The sequence below is a fragment of the Pseudomonas sp. TWR3-1-1 genome (genome assembly GCF_049896545.1).
GTDB lineage: Bacteria > Pseudomonadota > Gammaproteobacteria > Pseudomonadales > Pseudomonadaceae > Aquipseudomonas > Aquipseudomonas weihenstephanensis.
The window spans coordinates 122571-139205 of the sequence record NZ_JAFCUO010000012.1; the positions used below are offsets into that span (position 1 = coordinate 122571).

The following is a 16635-nucleotide window of genomic DNA, read 5'->3' on the forward strand; positions in this document are numbered from 1 at the left end:
CAATCAGAGCGTGTTGTCCAGGTTCAGGTGGATGTTGTCGATCAAGCGCGTAGTGCCCAAGTAGGCCGCGACCAGAATGACCAGATCCCGGTCACTGGTTTGCGCGGGCAGCAACGTCGTTGCGTGGCGAACTTCCAGATAATCCACTCGCAACCCGATGGCTTCAAGGTGGGCCGCCTGTTGGGTCACCCGCGTGGCGTAGTCGCGTTCACCGGCTTTGATGGCGTCTGCCATTTCGCGCAGGTGGCGATACAGGGCGGGCGCCAAGGCACGCTGCTCTTCATTCAGGTAGCCATTGCGCGAGGACAAGGCCAAACCGTCTTCGGCGCGTACAGTCGGTTCGCCGATGATTTGGACGGGCATGTTCAGGTCGAGCACCATGGCGCGAATAACGGCCAATTGCTGGTAGTCCTTCTGACCAAAGATCGCCAGATCGGGCTGAACCATGTTGAACAGTTTGTTGACGACCGTGGTGACGCCATCGAAATGCCCAGGGCGACGGCTGCCGCAGAGCTCATTGCTCAATTGAGCCGCAGTGACGCGGGTTAGCCCCGTCATCCCGTGGGGGTACATTTCATCCACCGTTGGAGCAAACAGCAGGTTACAGCCTGCTTGCAGGAGTGTTTCCTGATCGGCAGCGAGGGTGCGCGGGTAGGTGTCGAGGTCTTCGTTGGCCCCAAATTGCAGAGGGTTAACGAAAATGCTCGCGACCACGAAATCGGCCTGCTGCGCCGCCTTGCTGACCAGCGCGGCATGGCCGCTGTGCAAGTTACCCATAGTCGGTACCAGGCCGATTTGTTTGCCTTCGCTACGTGCGCGGGCGATGGCTGCGCGCAACTCGCGAACGGTTTTTACTGTGTTCATGCAGAGAATCCGTGTTCGGTGCCAGGAAAGCTGACGGCTTTGACTTCAGTCACGTAGGCGCTGAGAGCCGATTGAATGTCAGGTTGGCCGGCCATGAAGTTCTTCACGAATTTAGGCACGCGGCCAGTCAAGGACAAGCCAAGCATGTCATGCAGCACCAACACTTGACCGTCGGTATCACTGCCGGCGCCGATGCCGATCACCGGGATTTTCACCGCGTGGGTGATTTCTTTCGCCAGTTCGCTTGGCACGCATTCGAGCAGCAACATGGCGGCACCGGCTTGTTCCAGTGCAATTGCATCTGCACGCATCTGGCGTGCCTGGTTTTCGTTACGGCCTTGTACCTTGTAACCGCCCAATACGTTTACCGTCTGTGGCGTCAGGCCCATGTGCGCGCACACAGGAATGCCGCGCTCAGTCAGCAGGCGGATGGATTCGGCCAGCCAGACGGCACCTTCGACCTTGACCATGTGCGCGCCCGCCCTCATGAGTTGTGCGCTGTTGTTCAGCGTTTGCTCAAGGGTGGCGTTCGCCATAAAAGGCAGGTCGGCGAGTATCAGGGCGTCCTGATTGCCGCGTTTAACGCACGCCACGTGATACGCCATGTCATCGTTGGAAACAGGCAGGGTGCTGTCATGCCCTTGCAAGACCATGCCCAGGGAGTCGCCCACCAGTAACACTTCTACACCGGCCTGGTTGCAGGCATGTGCGAAGGTGGCGTCATAGCACGTCAGCATGGTGATTTTTTCACCTTTTTGCTTAAGGCTTTGCAGGGTGGTCAGGGTAATAGCTGGCATGAAAAGGATCCTCGTCAGGCAGTGCGATAACCACTGCGAGCAACGCGCGTGATTCATCGTTATAAGCAGGCACACCTTTATAGAGGTGCTAAACGGCCTGCTTTTCACATTGCGCCACCGGGTAGGTGGCAGCGGGATGCCTATAGTCGTGACGAGGACACGGGAAGTCAATTAGAGGTGTTACCGCCGATGTGTTACCGCGCTAATTGATTCGATTCAGCTAAGCCGGGCAGGCGCTCAAGACCGACAAAGGGGCAGTCTTTGAGAAGTTGTTCAAGGCTGCGGCCATCGGCCAGTTTGAGCGAAGCGGGCGCCAGCTCGGCCAAGGGGTACAGCACGAAAGGACGGGCGTGCATGTGGTAATGCGGGACCTTGAGCCGAGGCTCGTCGATCAGCTGATTGCCGAACAGCAGGATGTCGAGGTCCAGCGTGCGCGGCCCCCAGCGCTCAAGTCGCTCACGGCCTTGGTCGTTTTCGATGGCTTGCAAAGCATCGAGCAGCTCAAGGGGGGCCATGTGAGTCTCGATGGTTGCCACTGCGTTGGTGTAACGCGGTTGGCCTGGCAGCAGGGAGTCGCTTTGATAGAACGCTGAGACCCCGACAAACACCGAGTTGGGCAGTTGCGCAATCGCTTCTACCGCGTTGCGCAATTGCTCGGCCGGGTCAGCCAGATTGCTGCCCATTCCAATGTAGATGCGTTCCATCACTTACTCGTCGGCGCCAGCGCTGCGTTTGCGCTTGTTAGCGCCTGTACGGCGGCGTTTACGCGGTGCAGGGCCGGTGCCATCGTCCTTGGCGTTGCTCAGGTCGCGAATCATGTCGCGGCGGCCACTGTCGTTGGCATCCTGATAGTCGGTCCACCATTCGCCCAGGCCGTTGGTCTGCTCGCCAGCGCTTTCACGCAACAGCAAAAAGTCGTAACCGGCACGGAAGCGCGGATTGTCGAGCAGCATGTCGGCACGTTTGCCGCTGCGACGCGGCAGACGCTCTTGCATGTCCCAAATTTCGCGAATCGGCATTGTGAAGCGCTTGGGAATTGCAATGCGCTGGCACTGTTCGGCGATCAGTTCGTGCGCGGCTTCTTGCATGGCAGGAATAGGCGGCATGCCTTGGTCTTGCAGGCGCAAAATACGGGCGGGCAGAGCAGGCCACAACAGGGCTGCAAACAGGAACGCCGGGGTCACCGGTTTACCCTGCTTGATTCGCAGATCTGTGTTGCGCAACGCTTCGCTGATCAAGGTGTGGGTGTAGGTCGGGTTGTGCTCCAAAGCTTCGGCGCTGGCCGGGAACAAGGGATCGAACAACTCAAGGTCGACCAGCATCTCGAAGGTGTCGCAGGCGTTACCGGAGAGGAAGAGCTTGAGCACTTCTTCGAACAGGCGAGCCGACGGGATTTCGCGCAGCATGGGGGCCAGCTCGCGGATCGGCGCGGCGGTGTGTTTTTCAATCCCGAAGTTCAGCTTGGCGGCAAACCGTACCGCCCGCAGCATGCGCACCGGGTCTTCCTGGTAACGCTGTTGCGGATCGCCAATGAGGCGCAGCAGGCGATTGCGGATGTCGTGTACACCATTGGCGTAATCGAGAATGCGCTCGCTGACCGGGTCGTAATACAGGGCATTGATCGTGAAGTCGCGACGTTGGGCGTCTTCTTCGAGGGTGCCGTAGACGTTGTCGCGCAAAATACGCCCGCTTTCATTACGCGAGGACTGGTTGCTGTCTTCCTCTTCGTCGTTTTGCGGATGATTGGCACGGAAGGTCGCCACCTCGATGATTTCGCGCCCAAAGTGGATGTGCACCAACTTGAAGCGACGACCGATGATTCGCGCATTGCGAAATTCGGCACGCACTTGTTCTGGCGTAGCGCTGGTGGCCACGTCAAAGTCTTTGGGTGTGATGTTGAGCAGCATGTCGCGTACGCAACCGCCGACCAGATAAGCCTGGTAACCGGCGTTTTGCAGGCGTTCGACAATGTTGACCGCGTAGCGGCTGAACTGGGCACGTTGCAGCGAATGTTGGCTGCTGTTGAGCACTTCAGGGGTGCTGCGCAGTTGTTGCGTACGACGCTTGGGAGAACGGAATGACTGGAACAGCTTCTTCAGCATGGGATGCACTGTTTGAAGGAATGTTCGGCCAAAACGAAGAATGACCGCATGATGGGCGGGGATTCTAGCATTTAGTCAGGGGATGGTGTAGGACGCGTAGCCTGTCGATTGCCTCTAGTGGCCTTGGTCGTTACGAGAGTACCGGGCCAGACGGGCTGTAAAATTTTCTGAATGTCAGGAACCACAAGGGGAGCCGAAGCTCCCCCAGAATTAGTTGCGTGCTCTATTTTTATTATTGGTTGCGGGCTTTTTGTTTTTGTTAATTGCCCTGGTTACCCAAGTTTTACCTGTGTAACCCTCCCAATAGGGAGATAAGAGCAAACGGATTGCTTTGGTCGCTGTGTTGATGTGATCAGTGATCCAACTAGTTCAGGCTCTGCTTTAAGTGCAGTTTTTGTTGTTCTCTGCCTAGTCGTGGGGCAAGCCCCAATGACAACACCTCTCCAAAAGAATCAGTTAGCTGCGCCTCCGCCGTGTTGTTCTTGTTATGCGTGAGCCGATACGTCTTATTTTTATTGTGTGTTGCTGTGATTCTTATTGTTCTTGTACGAATACATATAGCAGGGGTCGTGCCAACTTTTGTCCGGCCCAGCAAAATAAGGGTCTTTCTGGGTTTTCATGTTTTTTAGCGCAAAAAAAAGCCGGGCCTTCGTTACCGTAAGACCCGGCTTTTGTTACGTGTTTAGCGTGCGGTAACAGTTTTTTCACCGTCGGCCGTGTTACCTGTCACGTTACCCTTCGCTGGTGACACCGGTTTTTCTGCGTGGAATACCCAGGCGCTGGCGCCGTTCCCACAAGCATTTACGACTCACGCCCAGTTTTCGCGCCAGTTCGGTCTCCGTCATGTGGTCCTGGTGCTCAAGCACAAAGTGCTGGAAGTAGTCTTCCAGCGACAGGTCTTCAGTCGGGTCATGGCTGGTGTTACCGCTACTGATGCCCTGTTGTGGGCCCAGGCCGATAAAGTCGTCGTCTTGCAGATCGCTCAACTCGATGTCGATGCCCAGCAGTTCGGCTGAAATTTCCGGGCTTTCGCACAGAATCACAGCACGCTCTACGGCGTTTTCCAGTTCTCGTACGTTGCCTGGCCACGTGTAATGTCGAATGGCTTGTTCGGCATCGGGAGCAAACTTCAAGTCGGTGCGCCCCACTCGGGCACTTTGACGGGCGAGGAAGGCATGGGCGATTTCGTTTACGTCCGCGCCACGTTCACGCAATGCCGGCAACTTGAGGGCAATGACGTGCAGGCGGTAGTACAAGTCTTCACGGAACTGGCCGACTTTGGCCAGGCTCTTGAGGTCTCGGTGGGTGGCTGCGATCAGGCGCACATCGACCTTTTGCGATTGCACCGAACCCACACGGCGAATTTCGCCCTCTTGTAACACCCGCAGCAGACGGGCTTGTGCTTCCAGTGGCAGCTCACCGATTTCATCAAGGAACAATGTGCCGCCATCGGCCGCTTCAACCAAGCCTGCACGGCCTGCGCTGGCGCCGGTGAAGGCCCCTTTTTCGTGGCCGAACAACTCAGATTCAATCAACGACTCAGGAATCGCCGCACAGTTAACCGAGATCATCGGCGCTTTGGCGCGCTTGGAAAGGTTATGCAGCGCGCGGGCCACCAGTTCTTTACCGGTACCGGACTCACCCTGGATCAGGACATTGGAGTCGGTGGGCGCCACTTTGCGGATCTTGCTGTACAGATCCTGCATAGGCGGGCATGAACCGATGATGCCGATTTCGCCATTACAGTTATCGCTCGCGCTTTTATCGGCACCCGACGCTTTGGCTGGGCGCTCGGCAGGCTGGCTTTGAGCGTTTTGGCGATCACGCAAAATACGTGCGACGGCTTGCAGCATCTCATCGTGATCAAACGGTTTGGCGATGTAGTCGACGGCGCCCATTTTCATCGAGTCAACCGCTGAGCGCAGGCTGGCATAGCTGGTCATGATCAGCACCGGTTTGCCTTCGCCCAGCTTGATCAACTCGGTGCCAGGTGCCCCTGGCAAGCGCAGATCGCTGACAATCAGGTCGAACGAGGGAATGCTGAAACGCTCTTGAGCTTCCTGCACCGAGCCTGCTTCGCTGACCTGGTACTGATTACGCTCCAACAAACGGCGCAACGCGGAGCGGATGATTGTTTCGTCTTCGACGATCAAAATATGCGGCATTGATTCAGTTCTCTCGACGGTCTCAGTTCACAGCGGACGTCGCTTCGACATGGCGCGGTAGTGTCACCCGGATACGGGTTCCGCGCTGGCTTTGAATGTCAGCCGGGCTGTCGATGGTGATTTGTCCATAATGCTCTTCAACGATGGAATAGACCAGTGCAAGGCCCAGACCGGTGCCTTCCCCAGGGTCTTTGGTGGTGAAGAACGGTTCGAACAGGCGGTCCATGATGTTCTTCGGGATGCCCGTGCCCTCGTCCTCTACGATCAGGTCGACGGTGTGTTCGCTGGCTTCGCTTTTGACCCGTACGGCGCTGCCGGCAGGGCAGGCGTCGCGGGCGTTGGACAGCAAGTTGATCAGCACTTGCGCCAGGCGCTGCGGATCACCTTCGACCCAGTGGTCGGGATCGCACAAGTTATAAAACTGCACTTCAAAATTGCGCCGGTTCAAGGCCAGTAGACCGATGGCATCCTGAGCCACCTCTGCCAGACAAACGGGCTCGTCCGTGTGCTGATGGCTGCCCGCGTGAGCGAAACTCATCAAGGACTGCACAATGCGTGAGATACGTTTGGTTTGCTCAAGGATCTGGCCGCTGATTTCGGTCAGCTCGCTGTCATCTTCGCGTTCTTCACGCAGATTCTGCGCCAGGCAGGCGATCCCGGTGACAGGGTTGCCGATTTCATGGGCAACCCCTGCCGCCAGACGGCCGATGCTTGCCAGTCGCTCCGAATGCACGAGTTTGTCTTCGAGCATTTGGGTTTCAGTGAGGTCTTCTACGAGCAGTACCAAGCCACTGTTGCCGGGCGCCAACGGTTCGTCGATGGCGGCCTTGTGCAGGTTTAGCCAGCGGGTTTGACCGTCCAGGGCCAGGTGTTGTTTGTGCAAGTGCTCATCGGGCAGCTCAATAAAACCTTGCAACAGCTGGCGCCAGGGATCACCCAGCGTATTAAGGCGCGAACCCACCACGCGCTGAGCCGGGATGCCGGTCAGCTCTTCCATGGCTTTGTTCCACATCAGGATCTCTTGGTCCTTGGCCAGTGAGCACACGCCCATCGGCAACTCTTGCAGTGTTTGGCGATGGTAACGACGTAAGGCGTCGAGTTCGGCCGCCAGACCGGTCAAGCGTGAGTGGTAGTCCTCTAGCCGACTTTCAATGAAGTGAATGTCTTCGGTGACGTAGTTTTCGCCGCCTGACTTGTAGGGCAAGAAGGTTTCGACCATATCCTGAGCGACGCTGGGCCCCATCAACCCGGAGAGGTTGGCTTCGATACGGTCGCGCAAGCGGCGCAAGGCATACGGGCGGCGTTCGTCGAAGGGTAGATAAAGGTCGCGCAAGGCTTGCTCGACTTCTTTTTGCGCGGCCTTGGCTCCCAATGGCTTGGCCAGTTGGGTGGCGAACTCTTGCGGCGAGGCGGCATGCAGTTCACGTCGCTGCGGGCGGCGCACGTTATCTACCGCACAGGCTTCAGCGGCGCTGGCTTCTTCTGGGCTGGCGTTGGTGAACAACGAAATCAAGGTGAACATCAGTACGTTGGCGGCCAGTGACGCAATGGCAGCCATGTGCCAACTGGTGTCGTCCAGCACGTAGATCATGTCCAGCCACGGAATGTAGAAGCCCTGAAAGTTGCCAATCAGCGGAAGCAGCATGCTGATCATCCAGACCGCGATACCCGCGAGCAGTCCGGCGATAAAGCCGCGACGGTTGGCGGTTGGCCAGTACAAGACAGAGAGTACGCCCGGCAGAAATTGCAGGGTGGCGACAAACGCGACGATGCCAAGGTTGGCCAGGTCTTGTTCGGCGCCCAGCAACAAGTAAAAGCCATAGCCGGCCATGATGATGGCGACGATCAGGGCGCGGCGCGTCCATTTCAGCCAGCGGTAGATGTTGCCTTCAGCCGGTGGCTGATAAAGCGGCAGCACCAAGTGATTCAAGGCCATGCCCGAGAGAGCCAGCGTGGTCACAATAATCAGCCCGCTGGAAGCGGATAAGCCGCCGATATAAGCCAGCAAGGCCAGCGATTTACTGTTGGCAGCAATGCCAATGCCCAGGGTGAAATATTCGGGGTTGGTGGTCGCGCCCAGCTTTAGTCCGGCCCACAAAATGAGCGGCACTGCGAGACTCATCAGCAGCAGGAACAACGGCAGGCCCCAGCTGGCGCTGACCAGCGCCCTGGGGTTGAGGTTTTCGGTGAAGGTCATGTGATACATGTGCGGCATCACAATGGCCGAGGCAAAAAACACCAACAGCAGAGTGCGCCACGGGCCTTCTTGCAGAGGGGTATGCAAAGAGGCCAGTGCGGTCTGATTTTGTTGCAGCCACACCTCAAGTTGTTGCGGGCCATCAAATACGCCGTATAGCGCATAGAGGCCCACCCCGCCGATGGCGAGCAGTTTGATGACGGACTCAAACGCGATGGCGAAGACCAGCCCTTCGTGTTTCTCGCGCGTCGCGATGTGCCGGGAACCGAAGAAAATAGTGAACAGCGTGATCATGGCGCAGAAGCTGAGTGCGACACGGTGTTGCACGGGTTCGCGGGTGAGGATGCTGATGGAGTCTGCCACGGCCTGGATTTGCAGGGCTAACAGCGGTAGCACGCCAATCAGCATAAAGATGGTGGTGAGCGCGCCGGCCCATGTGCTGCGAAAGCGGAAAGCAAACAAGTCGGCGAGTGAGGACAGTTGGTACGTGCGAGTGATTTTCAGAATGGGATAAAGCAGTACAGGCGCTAGAAGAAAAGCCCCTGAAACGCCGAGGTAACTGGAGAGGAATCCGTAACCGTATTCGTAAGCCAGCCCCACCGTGCCATAAAACGCCCAGGCACTGGCATAGACACCCAGTGACAGGGTGTAGGTCAGCGGGTGACGAATAATGGCGCGCGGGATCATCCCGCGCTCGCTGATCCAGGCCACACCGAACAGCACCAGCAGGTACGCGGCGCTGACGAGCACCATCTGGGTCAGGCTAAAGCTCATCGGCATCTTTTTGGCTCTGAAGAATAAAGGTCACCACGATCAGAATCAGCCAGAGCAGGTAGGGCCGATACCAGGCACCTGTCGCATTGATCCACCAATCCATGATGGCAGGGGAAAACAGGTAGATCCCGACCACCAGCAACAGGACCAATCGATAGATATACATCCTGGCCTCACTTTTACGGGCCGCATGCCCAAAAACGTGCGGCGATGGTAACGGATGGCTGGCAACCTGCAAGAGGTGTCAGCGTAATTGCGCTTCTTGCAAGGTGAGCGCGCGCGGGATCAGCCCGGCGTCCCAGTGCGCTACGCCCCAGTCTAGAACCTCACGCGGGCTTGCGTGCGCAAGGCTGTCGTCAGTGGGCTGGCCCAGCGCGCGCAGGGCACGTAACAGCAGCGGCGTGGCTTGCTCGGGCGTCAGGGGGGGCGAGCGGTAGGACTTGCCCAGTTTGTGGCCGTCGGGTTGCACGATCAGCGGCACGTGCAGGTAGCGCGGTTGTGACAATCCCAGCAGCTCTTGCAGGTAAAGCTGGCGCGGTGTTGAGTCCAGCAAGTCGGCGCCGCGCACGATATCGGTAACACCTTGGGCGCCATCATCGAGTACCACCGCTAACTGGTAGGCATACAGCCCGTCGCGGCGGCGAATGATGAAGTCGCCGACCTCGCGTCCTACATGTTGGCCATACCTGCCTTGCACGCGATCGGTGAAGGCGTAGTGCAGTTCAGGCACCCGCAAGCGGATGGCTGCGTTTTCCATCGGGTGGCCGGCGTTCCGGCAAAAGCCGGGATAGATTCCGTTGTAGCCTTCGAGTTGTTTACGCGAGCAGGTGCAGGCATAGGCCAGGCCTTGGCTGAACAATTTATCCACAACCTGGGCATAAGCCTCGTGACGTTCGCTTTGGCGTATCAACGTCCCATCCCATTCAAAGCCATAGCGCTCAAGGGCCTGCAGAATGGCGGTTTGGGCGCCGGGCATTTCACGCGGGGGATCTAGGTCTTCCATGCGCAGCAACCAGCGGCCACCCACTGAGCGGGCGTCAAGATAAGAGGCGAGGGCAGCGACCAGTGAGCCAAAGTGCAAATGGCCACTGGGGGTTGGGGCGAAGCGCCCGATGTAAGAGGGGTTTGAGCAAGGAGCGGTCATTGCATAATTCCGTAGCAACTGCCGAAGGCTGCGTCAGAGTGCGAAGCGATGGTGGACCCAGCGTGCAAGAGTGGTCTGCCGTAGCGCAGAGCCTGACGTTACGACGACAGCGTCATTGTTGCCACGGTACGCGGTCATATCGCAAAAACAAAAATGGGGCGTTCGCACGCCCCATTTGGTCAAGCCAGCGGTTATTTGCCGACTTGTTTTTCCTTGATTTCAGCCAAGGTTTTGCAGTCTACGCACATGTCAGCAGTCGGGCGTGCTTCGAGTCGGCGAATACCGATCTCAACGCCACAGGACTCGCACCAGCCGTATTCTTCGTCTTCGATCAATTGCAGCGTCTTGTCGATTTTCTTGATCAGCTTGCGCTCGCGATCGCGGGCACGCAGTTCCAGGCTGAATTCTTCTTCCTGGCTAGCGCGGTCGGCCGGGTCAGGAAAGTTTGCCGCTTCGTCTTTCATATGATCAACGGTGCGGTCGACTTCCTGCATCAAGTCCTGTTTCCACTTTTGCAGAATCTTGGTGAAGTGCTTGCGCATGGGCTCGCCCATGTACTCTTCACCCTTCTTTTCAACGTAGGGTTCGAAGCCGCTAAGTTGACTATTCTGTTGCTTTGCTTGTGTGGGCATGAAATGGACCGCCTCTCATTCTTCTAATCCATTGCGCAGGATTGCAACATCACCGACACCTGCCGGCCCTGCGGCTGCAAGCGGGCGAACTTACCAGATCAAATCGGGCCGCGCTACTCCCTGTTGTCTGGCCTGTGGCCGATGATTGTGTACAACGCCTGTGGTGCTTGAGATTAATGGCTGAATATTAATTTTAGTCGAGCTGTGACCGGGGCTTGCGCCGTTTGGTTCTACTCGCGCTGGTGTTAAGACTGTATTTAGCTCTCCCTTGAGCACGGCCTTGGGTAGAATCGGGCTTTTGCTTACCCAGGAAGGCAGGCTCATGGCTCAGTCTTACAGTGCGCGAAGCCGCGCAATCGAACCGTTCCACGTGATGGCATTATTGGCCCGAGCCAATGAGTTGCAAGCGGCGGGGCACGATGTAATTCACCTGGAGATCGGTGAGCCTGACTTCACCACCGCCGAGCCCATCATTGCGGCAGGGCAAGCGGCGTTGGCGGCGGGTAAAACCCGCTACACCGCGGCCCGCGGCCTGCCAGAGCTGCGCCAAGCCATCTCGGGGTTTTATCAACAACGCTACGGGCTGGATATTGACCCGGAGCGAATTCTGATTACTCCAGGTGGATCAGGCGCACTGCTTTTAGCCAGCAGCCTACTGGTAGATCCGGGAAAGCACTGGCTACTTGCTGATCCTGGCTACCCCTGTAACAGACATTTCCTGCGTCTGGTTGAAGGCGCTGCGCAATTGGTGCCCGTCGGTCCGGAGGTGCGCTATCAACTGACCGCCGACCACGTTGAGCGTTATTGGGATCAAGACAGCGTGGGTGCCTTGGTCGCATCGCCTGCCAACCCCACTGGCACCCTGTTGAGTCGTGAAGAGTTGACGTCGTTGTCAGCTGCGGTAAAGGCGCGTAACGGGCATTTGGTGGTCGATGAGATCTATCACGGCCTGACCTACGGGTGTGACGCACCGAGTGTGCTGGAGGTTGATGACAGCGCTTTTGTACTTAACAGTTTTTCCAAGTATTTCGGTATGACCGGCTGGCGCCTGGGATGGTTGGTGGCGCCACCGCAAGCCGTGGCAGATCTCGAAAAGCTGGCACAAAACCTCTACATCAGCGCGCCAAGCATGGCGCAATACGCCGCGTTGGCCTGCTTTGAGCCGCAGACGCTGGCCATTTTGGAGGAGCGACGCGCCGAGTTCGGCCGTCGTCGTGACTTCTTGCTGCCCGCATTGCGTGAGCTAGGGTTCGGAATCGCAGTAGAGCCCGAAGGCGCGTTTTACCTGTATGCCGACATCAGCGCATTTGGGGGCGATGCCTTCGCGTTTTGCCGACATTTCCTAGAAACGGAGCACGTAGCCTTCACGCCGGGCCTTGATTTTGGCCGTTTTCAGGCGGGGCATCATGTGCGCTTTGCCTACACCCAAAGCCTGCCACGCCTACAGCAAGCGGTTGAGCGCATTGCGCGTGGCTTACAGAGCTGGAAAGCCTGATGCTTTTTTCTCCAGCGTTGGAAGAAGGGCGTTTGATCAAGCGCTACAAGCGTTTCTTGGCCGACATCGAAACTGCCGACGGTGAGTTGATGACCATCCACTGCCCGAACACTGGATCCATGCTTAATTGCATGGTCGAGGGTGGGCAGGTCTGGTTCAGTCGCTCCAATGACCCAAAGCGCAAGCTGCCGGGCACGTGGGAAATCAGCGAGACGCCACAAGGGCGGTTGGCGTGTGTGAACACCGGGCGCGCGAATCGCTTGATTGAAGAGGCGTTACTGGCCGGTCAGATCAGTGAACTCAAGGGTTTCACCGCGCTCAAACGTGAAGTGGCATACGGGCAGGAAAACAGCCGGATTGATTTTCGCCTGGAGTACCCTGACGGTTTTGCGTTTGTTGAAGTCAAAAGTGTGACCTTGGGGTTTGAGGACTCGCGTATCGCTGCCTTTCCGGATGCGGTCACACAACGGGGTGCCAAACACTTACGTGAACTTGCGAGTTTGGCGCGTGAAGGCGTGCGAGCCGTGCAACTGTATTGCGTCAATCTTACGGGGGTCGATGCGGTGCGGCCGGCGCAAGAAATTGACCCCGGTTACGCGGCCGCATTAAGCGAAGCGGTCGCTGCTGGCGTGCAAGTGCTGGCTTACGGCGTGAGCCTTACTCCTGAAACGGTTGTGGTAGACCGACGCTTAGCAGTCATCTTCTGAAGCGTCATCGCTCATCCATATGCCTTGGCTGTCTTCACGACAGTCAATGGCTGTCAGAAATTGCCCGGCGCAAGGCCCGGCAACGCACTCACCAGACTCAATCAAAAATAAGGCCGCGTGTGTCGCGCATTTAATCAGGCTGGCACTTTCATCGAGGAATTGATCGGGCTGCCATTCCAACCTGACGTGGCGGTGTGGACAGCGATTTTTATAGGCGTAGACCTGCCCTTCGCGACGGACGACAAACAGGTCCAGCTCAGGCGTGTCGACGCTGCGGCTGCAACCCTCGCTCAATTCGTGTGAGTGACATAACAACTTCATTGCAATCCTTAATAGCACCTGATGCTAGCGTTGAGGGCGCAGGTTAGAGCGAGTTAAATGGTTGACGTGCAAATGCAAACAATTATCAAATGGCCCGCTGTACTTCGATGTGTTGTTTCAACGGTGCGGGATTTTCACGTATCCCGCTGAGTTCTCTTTTCAAGGAACGCCTCTGTATGCGCTTGAGTATCCGCCTGATTACGCTCTGTGCAGGCCTTTTGATCAGTCACCTCGGCTCAGCTGCCGAACTGCCACAACGCTGGGTCAGTGCCGGTGGCGCACTCTCGGAGTGGGTGAGCACATTGGGTGCGGAGTCTAAATTGGTTGGGGTCGATACCACTAGCCAACATCCTGCATCACTTAAATCGCTGCCCAGCATCGGTTATCAACGTGAGCTCTCGGCGGAGGGTATTTTGAGTCTGAGGCCGGATGTATTGATTGGCACCGAAGAGATGGGGAAGCCTGGAACGTTGTCGCAGATTCGTGGTGCCGGGGTGTCCGTTGAGATGTTCTCGGCACAGCCTGAGCTGAGTGCTTTGCAGTCTAACCTTGCGCGTTTGGGCCGTCTGTTGGGTGACGAGCCTCACGCAATGCAGGTGTTTGAGAGCTATCAGCAACAGATGGAGCAACAACAAGCTCAAGTCAAGCAACTACAGGCCAAGTACAAGGCCCCGGGTGTTTTGCTGTTGCTGGGGCATGCAGGCGGAAAACCCATGATTGCCGGGAAGGACACCGCAGCCGACTGGCTGTTGACGCAAGCCGGAGGTCATAACCTTGCGACCCACACCGGTTACAAACCTTTTTCAGTTGAGGCATTGGCGGGGCTCAATCCCGAGGTGCTGGTGTTTGCTGACCGCAGTTTGAGTGGGGACGCCGCGCGCGCAGCGCTCTTGAAAGAAAACCCGGTTTTGGCATCGATTCGCGCGGCTAAAACCGGGCGCATTTATGAAGTTGATCCGACGCTGCTGGTGGGGGGGCTGGGGCCACGTTTGCCGGACCGTCTCAAACAGCTTACGGCTGAGTTTTACCCTGCGGCCTCGGTTGCTCCATGAGGACGCTGGTAAAGCCCCGTCCTTTGTTTATAGGGTTGGGCATGTTGTGCCTACTGGCGACCTGGCTGTCGTTGGCACTGGGGCCAGTGAGCCTGCCGCTCTTTGACACTTTGCGCGCAGCATTGCGCTTGCTCGGTATGCCGATCCAGGGCGAAGGCCTGGAGCAGGCGGAGCTGATACTTGGGCAGATCCGTGTGCCGCGTACCTTATTGGGTTTGGCGGTGGGCGGTGTGCTGGCACTCTCGGGCGTTGCCATGCAGGGCTTGTTTCGAAACCCTTTGGCCGATCCAGGTTTGGTGGGCGTGTCCAGTGGCGCCGCGCTGGGTGCGGCTATCGCCATTGTTGGCGGCTCAGCCTTTGGCGGTTTGCCTGATGTCCTCGGGCCTTATGTGTTGTCGTTAAGCGCGTTTCTCGGCGGGTTGGGCGTCACGGCGCTGGTTTACCGTTTGGGGCGGCGTAATGGCCAGACGAATGTCGCGGTTATGTTGCTTGCCGGCATCGCCTTGACTGCCTTGGCCGGTTCCGCGGTGGGGCTTTTCACCTATCTGGCGGATGACGCGACCCTTCGCACGCTGACCTTCTGGAATTTGGGCAGTTTGAATGGCGCCAGTTACGCGCGACTGTGGCCGTTACTACTGGTCACTGCGGGCGTTGCGCTCTGGTTGCCTCGCCGGGCAAGTGCATTGAATGCGCTGTTGCTGGGTGAGTCAGAGGCCAACCATTTGGGCATTGATGTTGAAGGGCTCAAGCGTGAACTGGTGTTTTGTACGGCTTTGGGTGTGGGGGCTGCTGTGGCAGCGGCCGGTATGATCGGTTTTATTGGTTTGGTGGTGCCGCATCTGGTGCGGCTCCTGGCGGGTCCCGATCACCGCGTGTTATTGCCTGCGTCTGTAATGGCGGGCGCCAGCTTATTGTTGTTCGCGGACCTGATTGCACGTTTGGCGCTGGCGCCCGCCGAATTGCCGATAGGCATTGTGACGGCTTTTCTGGGTGCACCATTCTTCCTCTATTTATTACTGCGAGGCCGTCACTGATGTTGCGAACGGAGAACTTGCACATTCGTCGCAACCAGAAAATGGTGCTGTCGGATGTCACGCTTGAGGTTCGCCCTGGGGAAGTGCTCGGCGTGCTGGGGCCTAATGGCGCAGGTAAGAGCACACTGTTGGCTGCTCTGTGCGGGGAGCTGGCGCCAACGCAGGGGCAGGTGTGGCTTGATCATCAGGCCTTGAATCAGTGGAAAGGCCCCCAGCGCGCTCAGCGACTGGCCGTGTTGCCGCAAACTTCGACGCTGGACTTCGCGTTTCGAGTTGAAGAGGTGGTGGGCATGGGCCGTTTGCCCCACCAGACGGGCCATGTTCGCGATGCCGAAATCGTGCATGAGGCTCTGAAGGCCGCTGACGTAGAACATTTGGCCGGGCGCAGTTACCTGGCGTTATCGGGCGGGGAGCGTCAGCGGGTGCATCTGGCGCGTGTGTTAGCGCAGTTGTGGCCGGGGCAGGGCGGGCAAACCTTGTTGCTGGATGAACCCACGTCAATGCTGGACCCTTTGCACCAGCACACCACACTCAAAGCCATCCGCGCCTTTGCCGACCGCGGCGCGGCGGTGTTGATCATCTTGCATGACTTGAACCTGGCAGCGCGGTATTGCGATCGTTTGCTGCTGTTGGAGGACGGCCAAGCGCGTGCTTTAGGCCGTCCGCGAGGTGTGTTGCAGCCAGAATTACTCAAAGCTGTGTTTGGCTTGGATGTGTTGGTTCAGCCGCACCCTGAGCTAGGGCACCCGTTGATTATTGCGCGCTGAAATAAGGCATCGGCGTTAAGGCTGTTACTGTTCGACAGGCAAAAAAAGACCCGGCAAGAGCCGGGTCAAATAACCGTGATTAGCCTGATGAGGAGATTTTCTGAGAGTCCGAACCAAGGGCCTTCCAGAAGATCGGCTGGTCTCGCGACCAGATGGCGTAATCATAACAATTCTCATTACGCTGTCAACACCTGTTTATCGACTTTCTTCGCGCGCCCTAAAAACTGTCAGGCTTTGCGCGTGGGCGACAAAACGTCCACCTGTTTATTCAAGGCTTCTTTGCGATCCACAGGAATGTCATTCCAGTGCACATCCAGCAAAGCGCCCTCAATCGCATAGAGCAGCACTTTAGATGCTCTAAACCCGCGCGCTTTGACGGCGCGATAGGCATCGACTGCGCCCAGCCGTTTCAAATCTGAAGCGCTATGAATACCTACAGCGTGTAGCCATTGCGCCGACGTCTTTCCAAGATTTCTCAAGTTCTGGAGTTCATCATTCATCAAGCCTCCTTGCGACGGCACGCGCAGTGTTTACGGGACTAAGCCAGTCTTACAGGAGTGTAGCGCTCGGTAGGAAAACCGCAG

16 protein-coding genes are annotated in these 16635 nt (G+C 57.5%); 5 read left to right on the forward strand and 11 right to left on the reverse strand.

Annotation, left to right across the window (positions count from 1 at the left end; genetic code table 11):
* Positions 1 to 3: 3 nt before the first annotated feature.
* The 9 genes from panC to dksA all read right to left on the reverse strand — a co-directional run bounded on the left by panC (position 4) and on the right by dksA (position 10675).
* Positions 4 to 864 carry a pantoate--beta-alanine ligase gene (panC, locus tag ACP7A4_RS21180; RefSeq protein ID WP_059762551.1) on the reverse strand — a complete coding sequence of 287 codons (861 nt, stop codon included), beginning with the start codon at positions 862 to 864 and terminating at the stop codon, positions 4 to 6.
* Positions 861 to 1661 (reverse strand): 3-methyl-2-oxobutanoate hydroxymethyltransferase, encoded by an 801-nt coding sequence (gene panB, locus ACP7A4_RS21185; RefSeq protein ID WP_059762549.1) that lies wholly within the window; start codon positions 1659 to 1661, stop codon positions 861 to 863. The genes panC and panB overlap by 4 nt, the downstream gene beginning before the upstream one ends.
* A 194-nt stretch (positions 1662 to 1855) precedes the next feature.
* Positions 1856 to 2365, reverse strand: a complete 510-nt coding sequence (folK, locus tag ACP7A4_RS21190; protein ID WP_048366020.1) for a 2-amino-4-hydroxy-6-hydroxymethyldihydropteridine diphosphokinase — start codon at positions 2363 to 2365, stop codon at positions 1856 to 1858.
* A gap of 3 nt (positions 2366 to 2368) precedes the next feature.
* Positions 2369 to 3763 carry a polynucleotide adenylyltransferase PcnB gene (locus ACP7A4_RS21195; protein ID WP_048366021.1) on the reverse strand — a complete coding sequence of 465 codons (1395 nt, stop codon included), beginning with the start codon at positions 3761 to 3763 and terminating at the stop codon, positions 2369 to 2371.
* 731 nt (positions 3764 to 4494) lie between these two features.
* Positions 4495 to 5928 (reverse strand): sigma-54-dependent transcriptional regulator, encoded by a 1434-nt coding sequence (locus tag ACP7A4_RS21200; RefSeq protein ID WP_426248150.1) that lies wholly within the window; start codon positions 5926 to 5928, stop codon positions 4495 to 4497.
* Between the two features lie 22 nt (positions 5929 to 5950).
* On the reverse strand, positions 5951 to 8905 hold the full coding sequence (locus tag ACP7A4_RS21205) for a sensor histidine kinase (RefSeq protein WP_165599919.1): 2955 nt from the start codon (positions 8903 to 8905) through the stop codon (positions 5951 to 5953).
* Entirely contained in the window at positions 8889 to 9065 is a 177-nt protein-coding gene (locus ACP7A4_RS21210; RefSeq protein WP_047277492.1) for a hypothetical protein, read from the reverse strand. The genes ACP7A4_RS21205 and ACP7A4_RS21210 overlap by 17 nt, the downstream gene beginning before the upstream one ends.
* 78 nt (positions 9066 to 9143) lie before the next feature.
* Positions 9144 to 10043 carry a tRNA glutamyl-Q(34) synthetase GluQRS gene (gluQRS, locus tag ACP7A4_RS21215; RefSeq protein ID WP_426248151.1) on the reverse strand — a complete coding sequence of 300 codons (900 nt, stop codon included), beginning with the start codon at positions 10041 to 10043 and terminating at the stop codon, positions 9144 to 9146.
* A 191-nt stretch (positions 10044 to 10234) separates the two neighbouring features.
* On the reverse strand, positions 10235 to 10675 hold the full coding sequence (gene dksA / locus ACP7A4_RS21220) for an RNA polymerase-binding protein DksA (RefSeq protein ID WP_003439669.1): 441 nt from the start codon (positions 10673 to 10675) through the stop codon (positions 10235 to 10237).
* 322 nt (positions 10676 to 10997) lie between these two features.
* Here dksA and ACP7A4_RS21225 point away from each other — a divergent pair, with 322 nt between their 5' ends.
* A complete protein-coding gene (locus ACP7A4_RS21225; protein WP_048402574.1) occupies positions 10998 to 12170 on the forward strand; it encodes a pyridoxal phosphate-dependent aminotransferase in 1173 nt (390 codons plus the stop codon).
* Positions 12170 to 12877: a DNA/RNA nuclease SfsA gene (gene sfsA, locus ACP7A4_RS21230; protein ID WP_426248153.1), complete on the forward strand. Its 708-nt coding sequence runs from the start codon at positions 12170 to 12172 to the stop codon at positions 12875 to 12877. The genes ACP7A4_RS21225 and sfsA overlap by 1 nt, the downstream gene beginning before the upstream one ends.
* Here the strand turns inward: sfsA and ACP7A4_RS21235 are convergent.
* Entirely contained in the window at positions 12860 to 13198 is a 339-nt protein-coding gene (locus tag ACP7A4_RS21235; RefSeq protein ID WP_059762536.1) for a Rieske (2Fe-2S) protein, read from the reverse strand. The genes sfsA and ACP7A4_RS21235 overlap by 18 nt on opposite strands.
* A 176-nt stretch (positions 13199 to 13374) precedes the next feature.
* Between ACP7A4_RS21235 and ACP7A4_RS21240 the strand changes: the two genes are divergently transcribed.
* The 3 genes from ACP7A4_RS21240 to ACP7A4_RS21250 are packed head-to-tail and all read left to right on the forward strand — an operon-like array spanning position 13375 to position 16051.
* On the forward strand, positions 13375 to 14250 hold the full coding sequence (locus ACP7A4_RS21240; RefSeq protein ID WP_203303597.1) for a heme/hemin ABC transporter substrate-binding protein: 876 nt from the start codon (positions 13375 to 13377) through the stop codon (positions 14248 to 14250).
* Positions 14247 to 15284, forward strand: a complete 1038-nt coding sequence (locus ACP7A4_RS21245) for a FecCD family ABC transporter permease (protein WP_203303596.1) — start codon at positions 14247 to 14249, stop codon at positions 15282 to 15284. The genes ACP7A4_RS21240 and ACP7A4_RS21245 overlap by 4 nt, the downstream gene beginning before the upstream one ends.
* 44 nt (positions 15285 to 15328) lie before the next feature.
* Positions 15329 to 16051: a heme ABC transporter ATP-binding protein gene (locus tag ACP7A4_RS21250; protein WP_426248158.1), complete on the forward strand. Its 723-nt coding sequence runs from the start codon at positions 15329 to 15331 to the stop codon at positions 16049 to 16051.
* Between the two features lie 227 nt (positions 16052 to 16278).
* Here the strand turns inward: ACP7A4_RS21250 and ACP7A4_RS21255 are convergent, their stop codons facing one another.
* Positions 16279 to 16551, reverse strand: coding sequence for a TfoX/Sxy family protein (locus tag ACP7A4_RS21255; RefSeq protein WP_048366031.1), 273 nt, complete (start codon positions 16549 to 16551; stop codon positions 16279 to 16281).
* Between the last annotated feature and the right edge of the window lie 84 nt (positions 16552 to 16635).

Excerpts from the sequence above, each read along its gene's own strand:
- ACP7A4_RS21205 (WP_165599919.1), bottom strand. The coding sequence starts at position 8,905 with ATGCCGATGAGCTTTAGCCTGACCCAGATGGTGCTCGTCAGCGCCGCG.
- ACP7A4_RS21240 (WP_203303597.1), top strand. The coding sequence starts at position 13,375 with ATGCGCTTGAGTATCCGCCTGATTACGCTCTGTGCAGGCCTTTTGATC.
- ACP7A4_RS21225 (WP_048402574.1), top strand. The coding sequence starts at position 10,998 with ATGGCTCAGTCTTACAGTGCGCGAAGCCGCGCAATCGAACCGTTCCAC.
- dksA (WP_003439669.1), bottom strand. The coding sequence starts at position 10,675 with ATGCCCACACAAGCAAAGCAACAGAATAGTCAACTTAGCGGCTTCGAA.
- ACP7A4_RS21255 (WP_048366031.1), bottom strand. The coding sequence starts at position 16,551 with ATGAATGATGAACTCCAGAACTTGAGAAATCTTGGAAAGACGTCGGCG.
- panC (WP_059762551.1), bottom strand. The coding sequence starts at position 864 with ATGAACACAGTAAAAACCGTTCGCGAGTTGCGCGCAGCCATCGCCCGC.
- ACP7A4_RS21245 (WP_203303596.1), top strand. The coding sequence starts at position 14,247 with ATGAGGACGCTGGTAAAGCCCCGTCCTTTGTTTATAGGGTTGGGCATG.
- ACP7A4_RS21235 (WP_059762536.1), bottom strand. The coding sequence starts at position 13,198 with ATGAAGTTGTTATGTCACTCACACGAATTGAGCGAGGGTTGCAGCCGC.
- ACP7A4_RS21195 (WP_048366021.1), bottom strand. The coding sequence starts at position 3,763 with ATGCTGAAGAAGCTGTTCCAGTCATTCCGTTCTCCCAAGCGTCGTACG.
- gluQRS (WP_426248151.1), bottom strand. The coding sequence starts at position 10,043 with ATGACCGCTCCTTGCTCAAACCCCTCTTACATCGGGCGCTTCGCCCCA.
- panB (WP_059762549.1), bottom strand. The coding sequence starts at position 1,661 with ATGCCAGCTATTACCCTGACCACCCTGCAAAGCCTTAAGCAAAAAGGT.
- ACP7A4_RS21200 (WP_426248150.1), bottom strand. The coding sequence starts at position 5,928 with ATGCCGCATATTTTGATCGTCGAAGACGAAACAATCATCCGCTCCGCG.
- folK (WP_048366020.1), bottom strand. The coding sequence starts at position 2,365 with ATGGAACGCATCTACATTGGAATGGGCAGCAATCTGGCTGACCCGGCC.
- ACP7A4_RS21210 (WP_047277492.1), bottom strand. The coding sequence starts at position 9,065 with ATGTATATCTATCGATTGGTCCTGTTGCTGGTGGTCGGGATCTACCTG.
- sfsA (WP_426248153.1), top strand. The coding sequence starts at position 12,170 with ATGCTTTTTTCTCCAGCGTTGGAAGAAGGGCGTTTGATCAAGCGCTAC.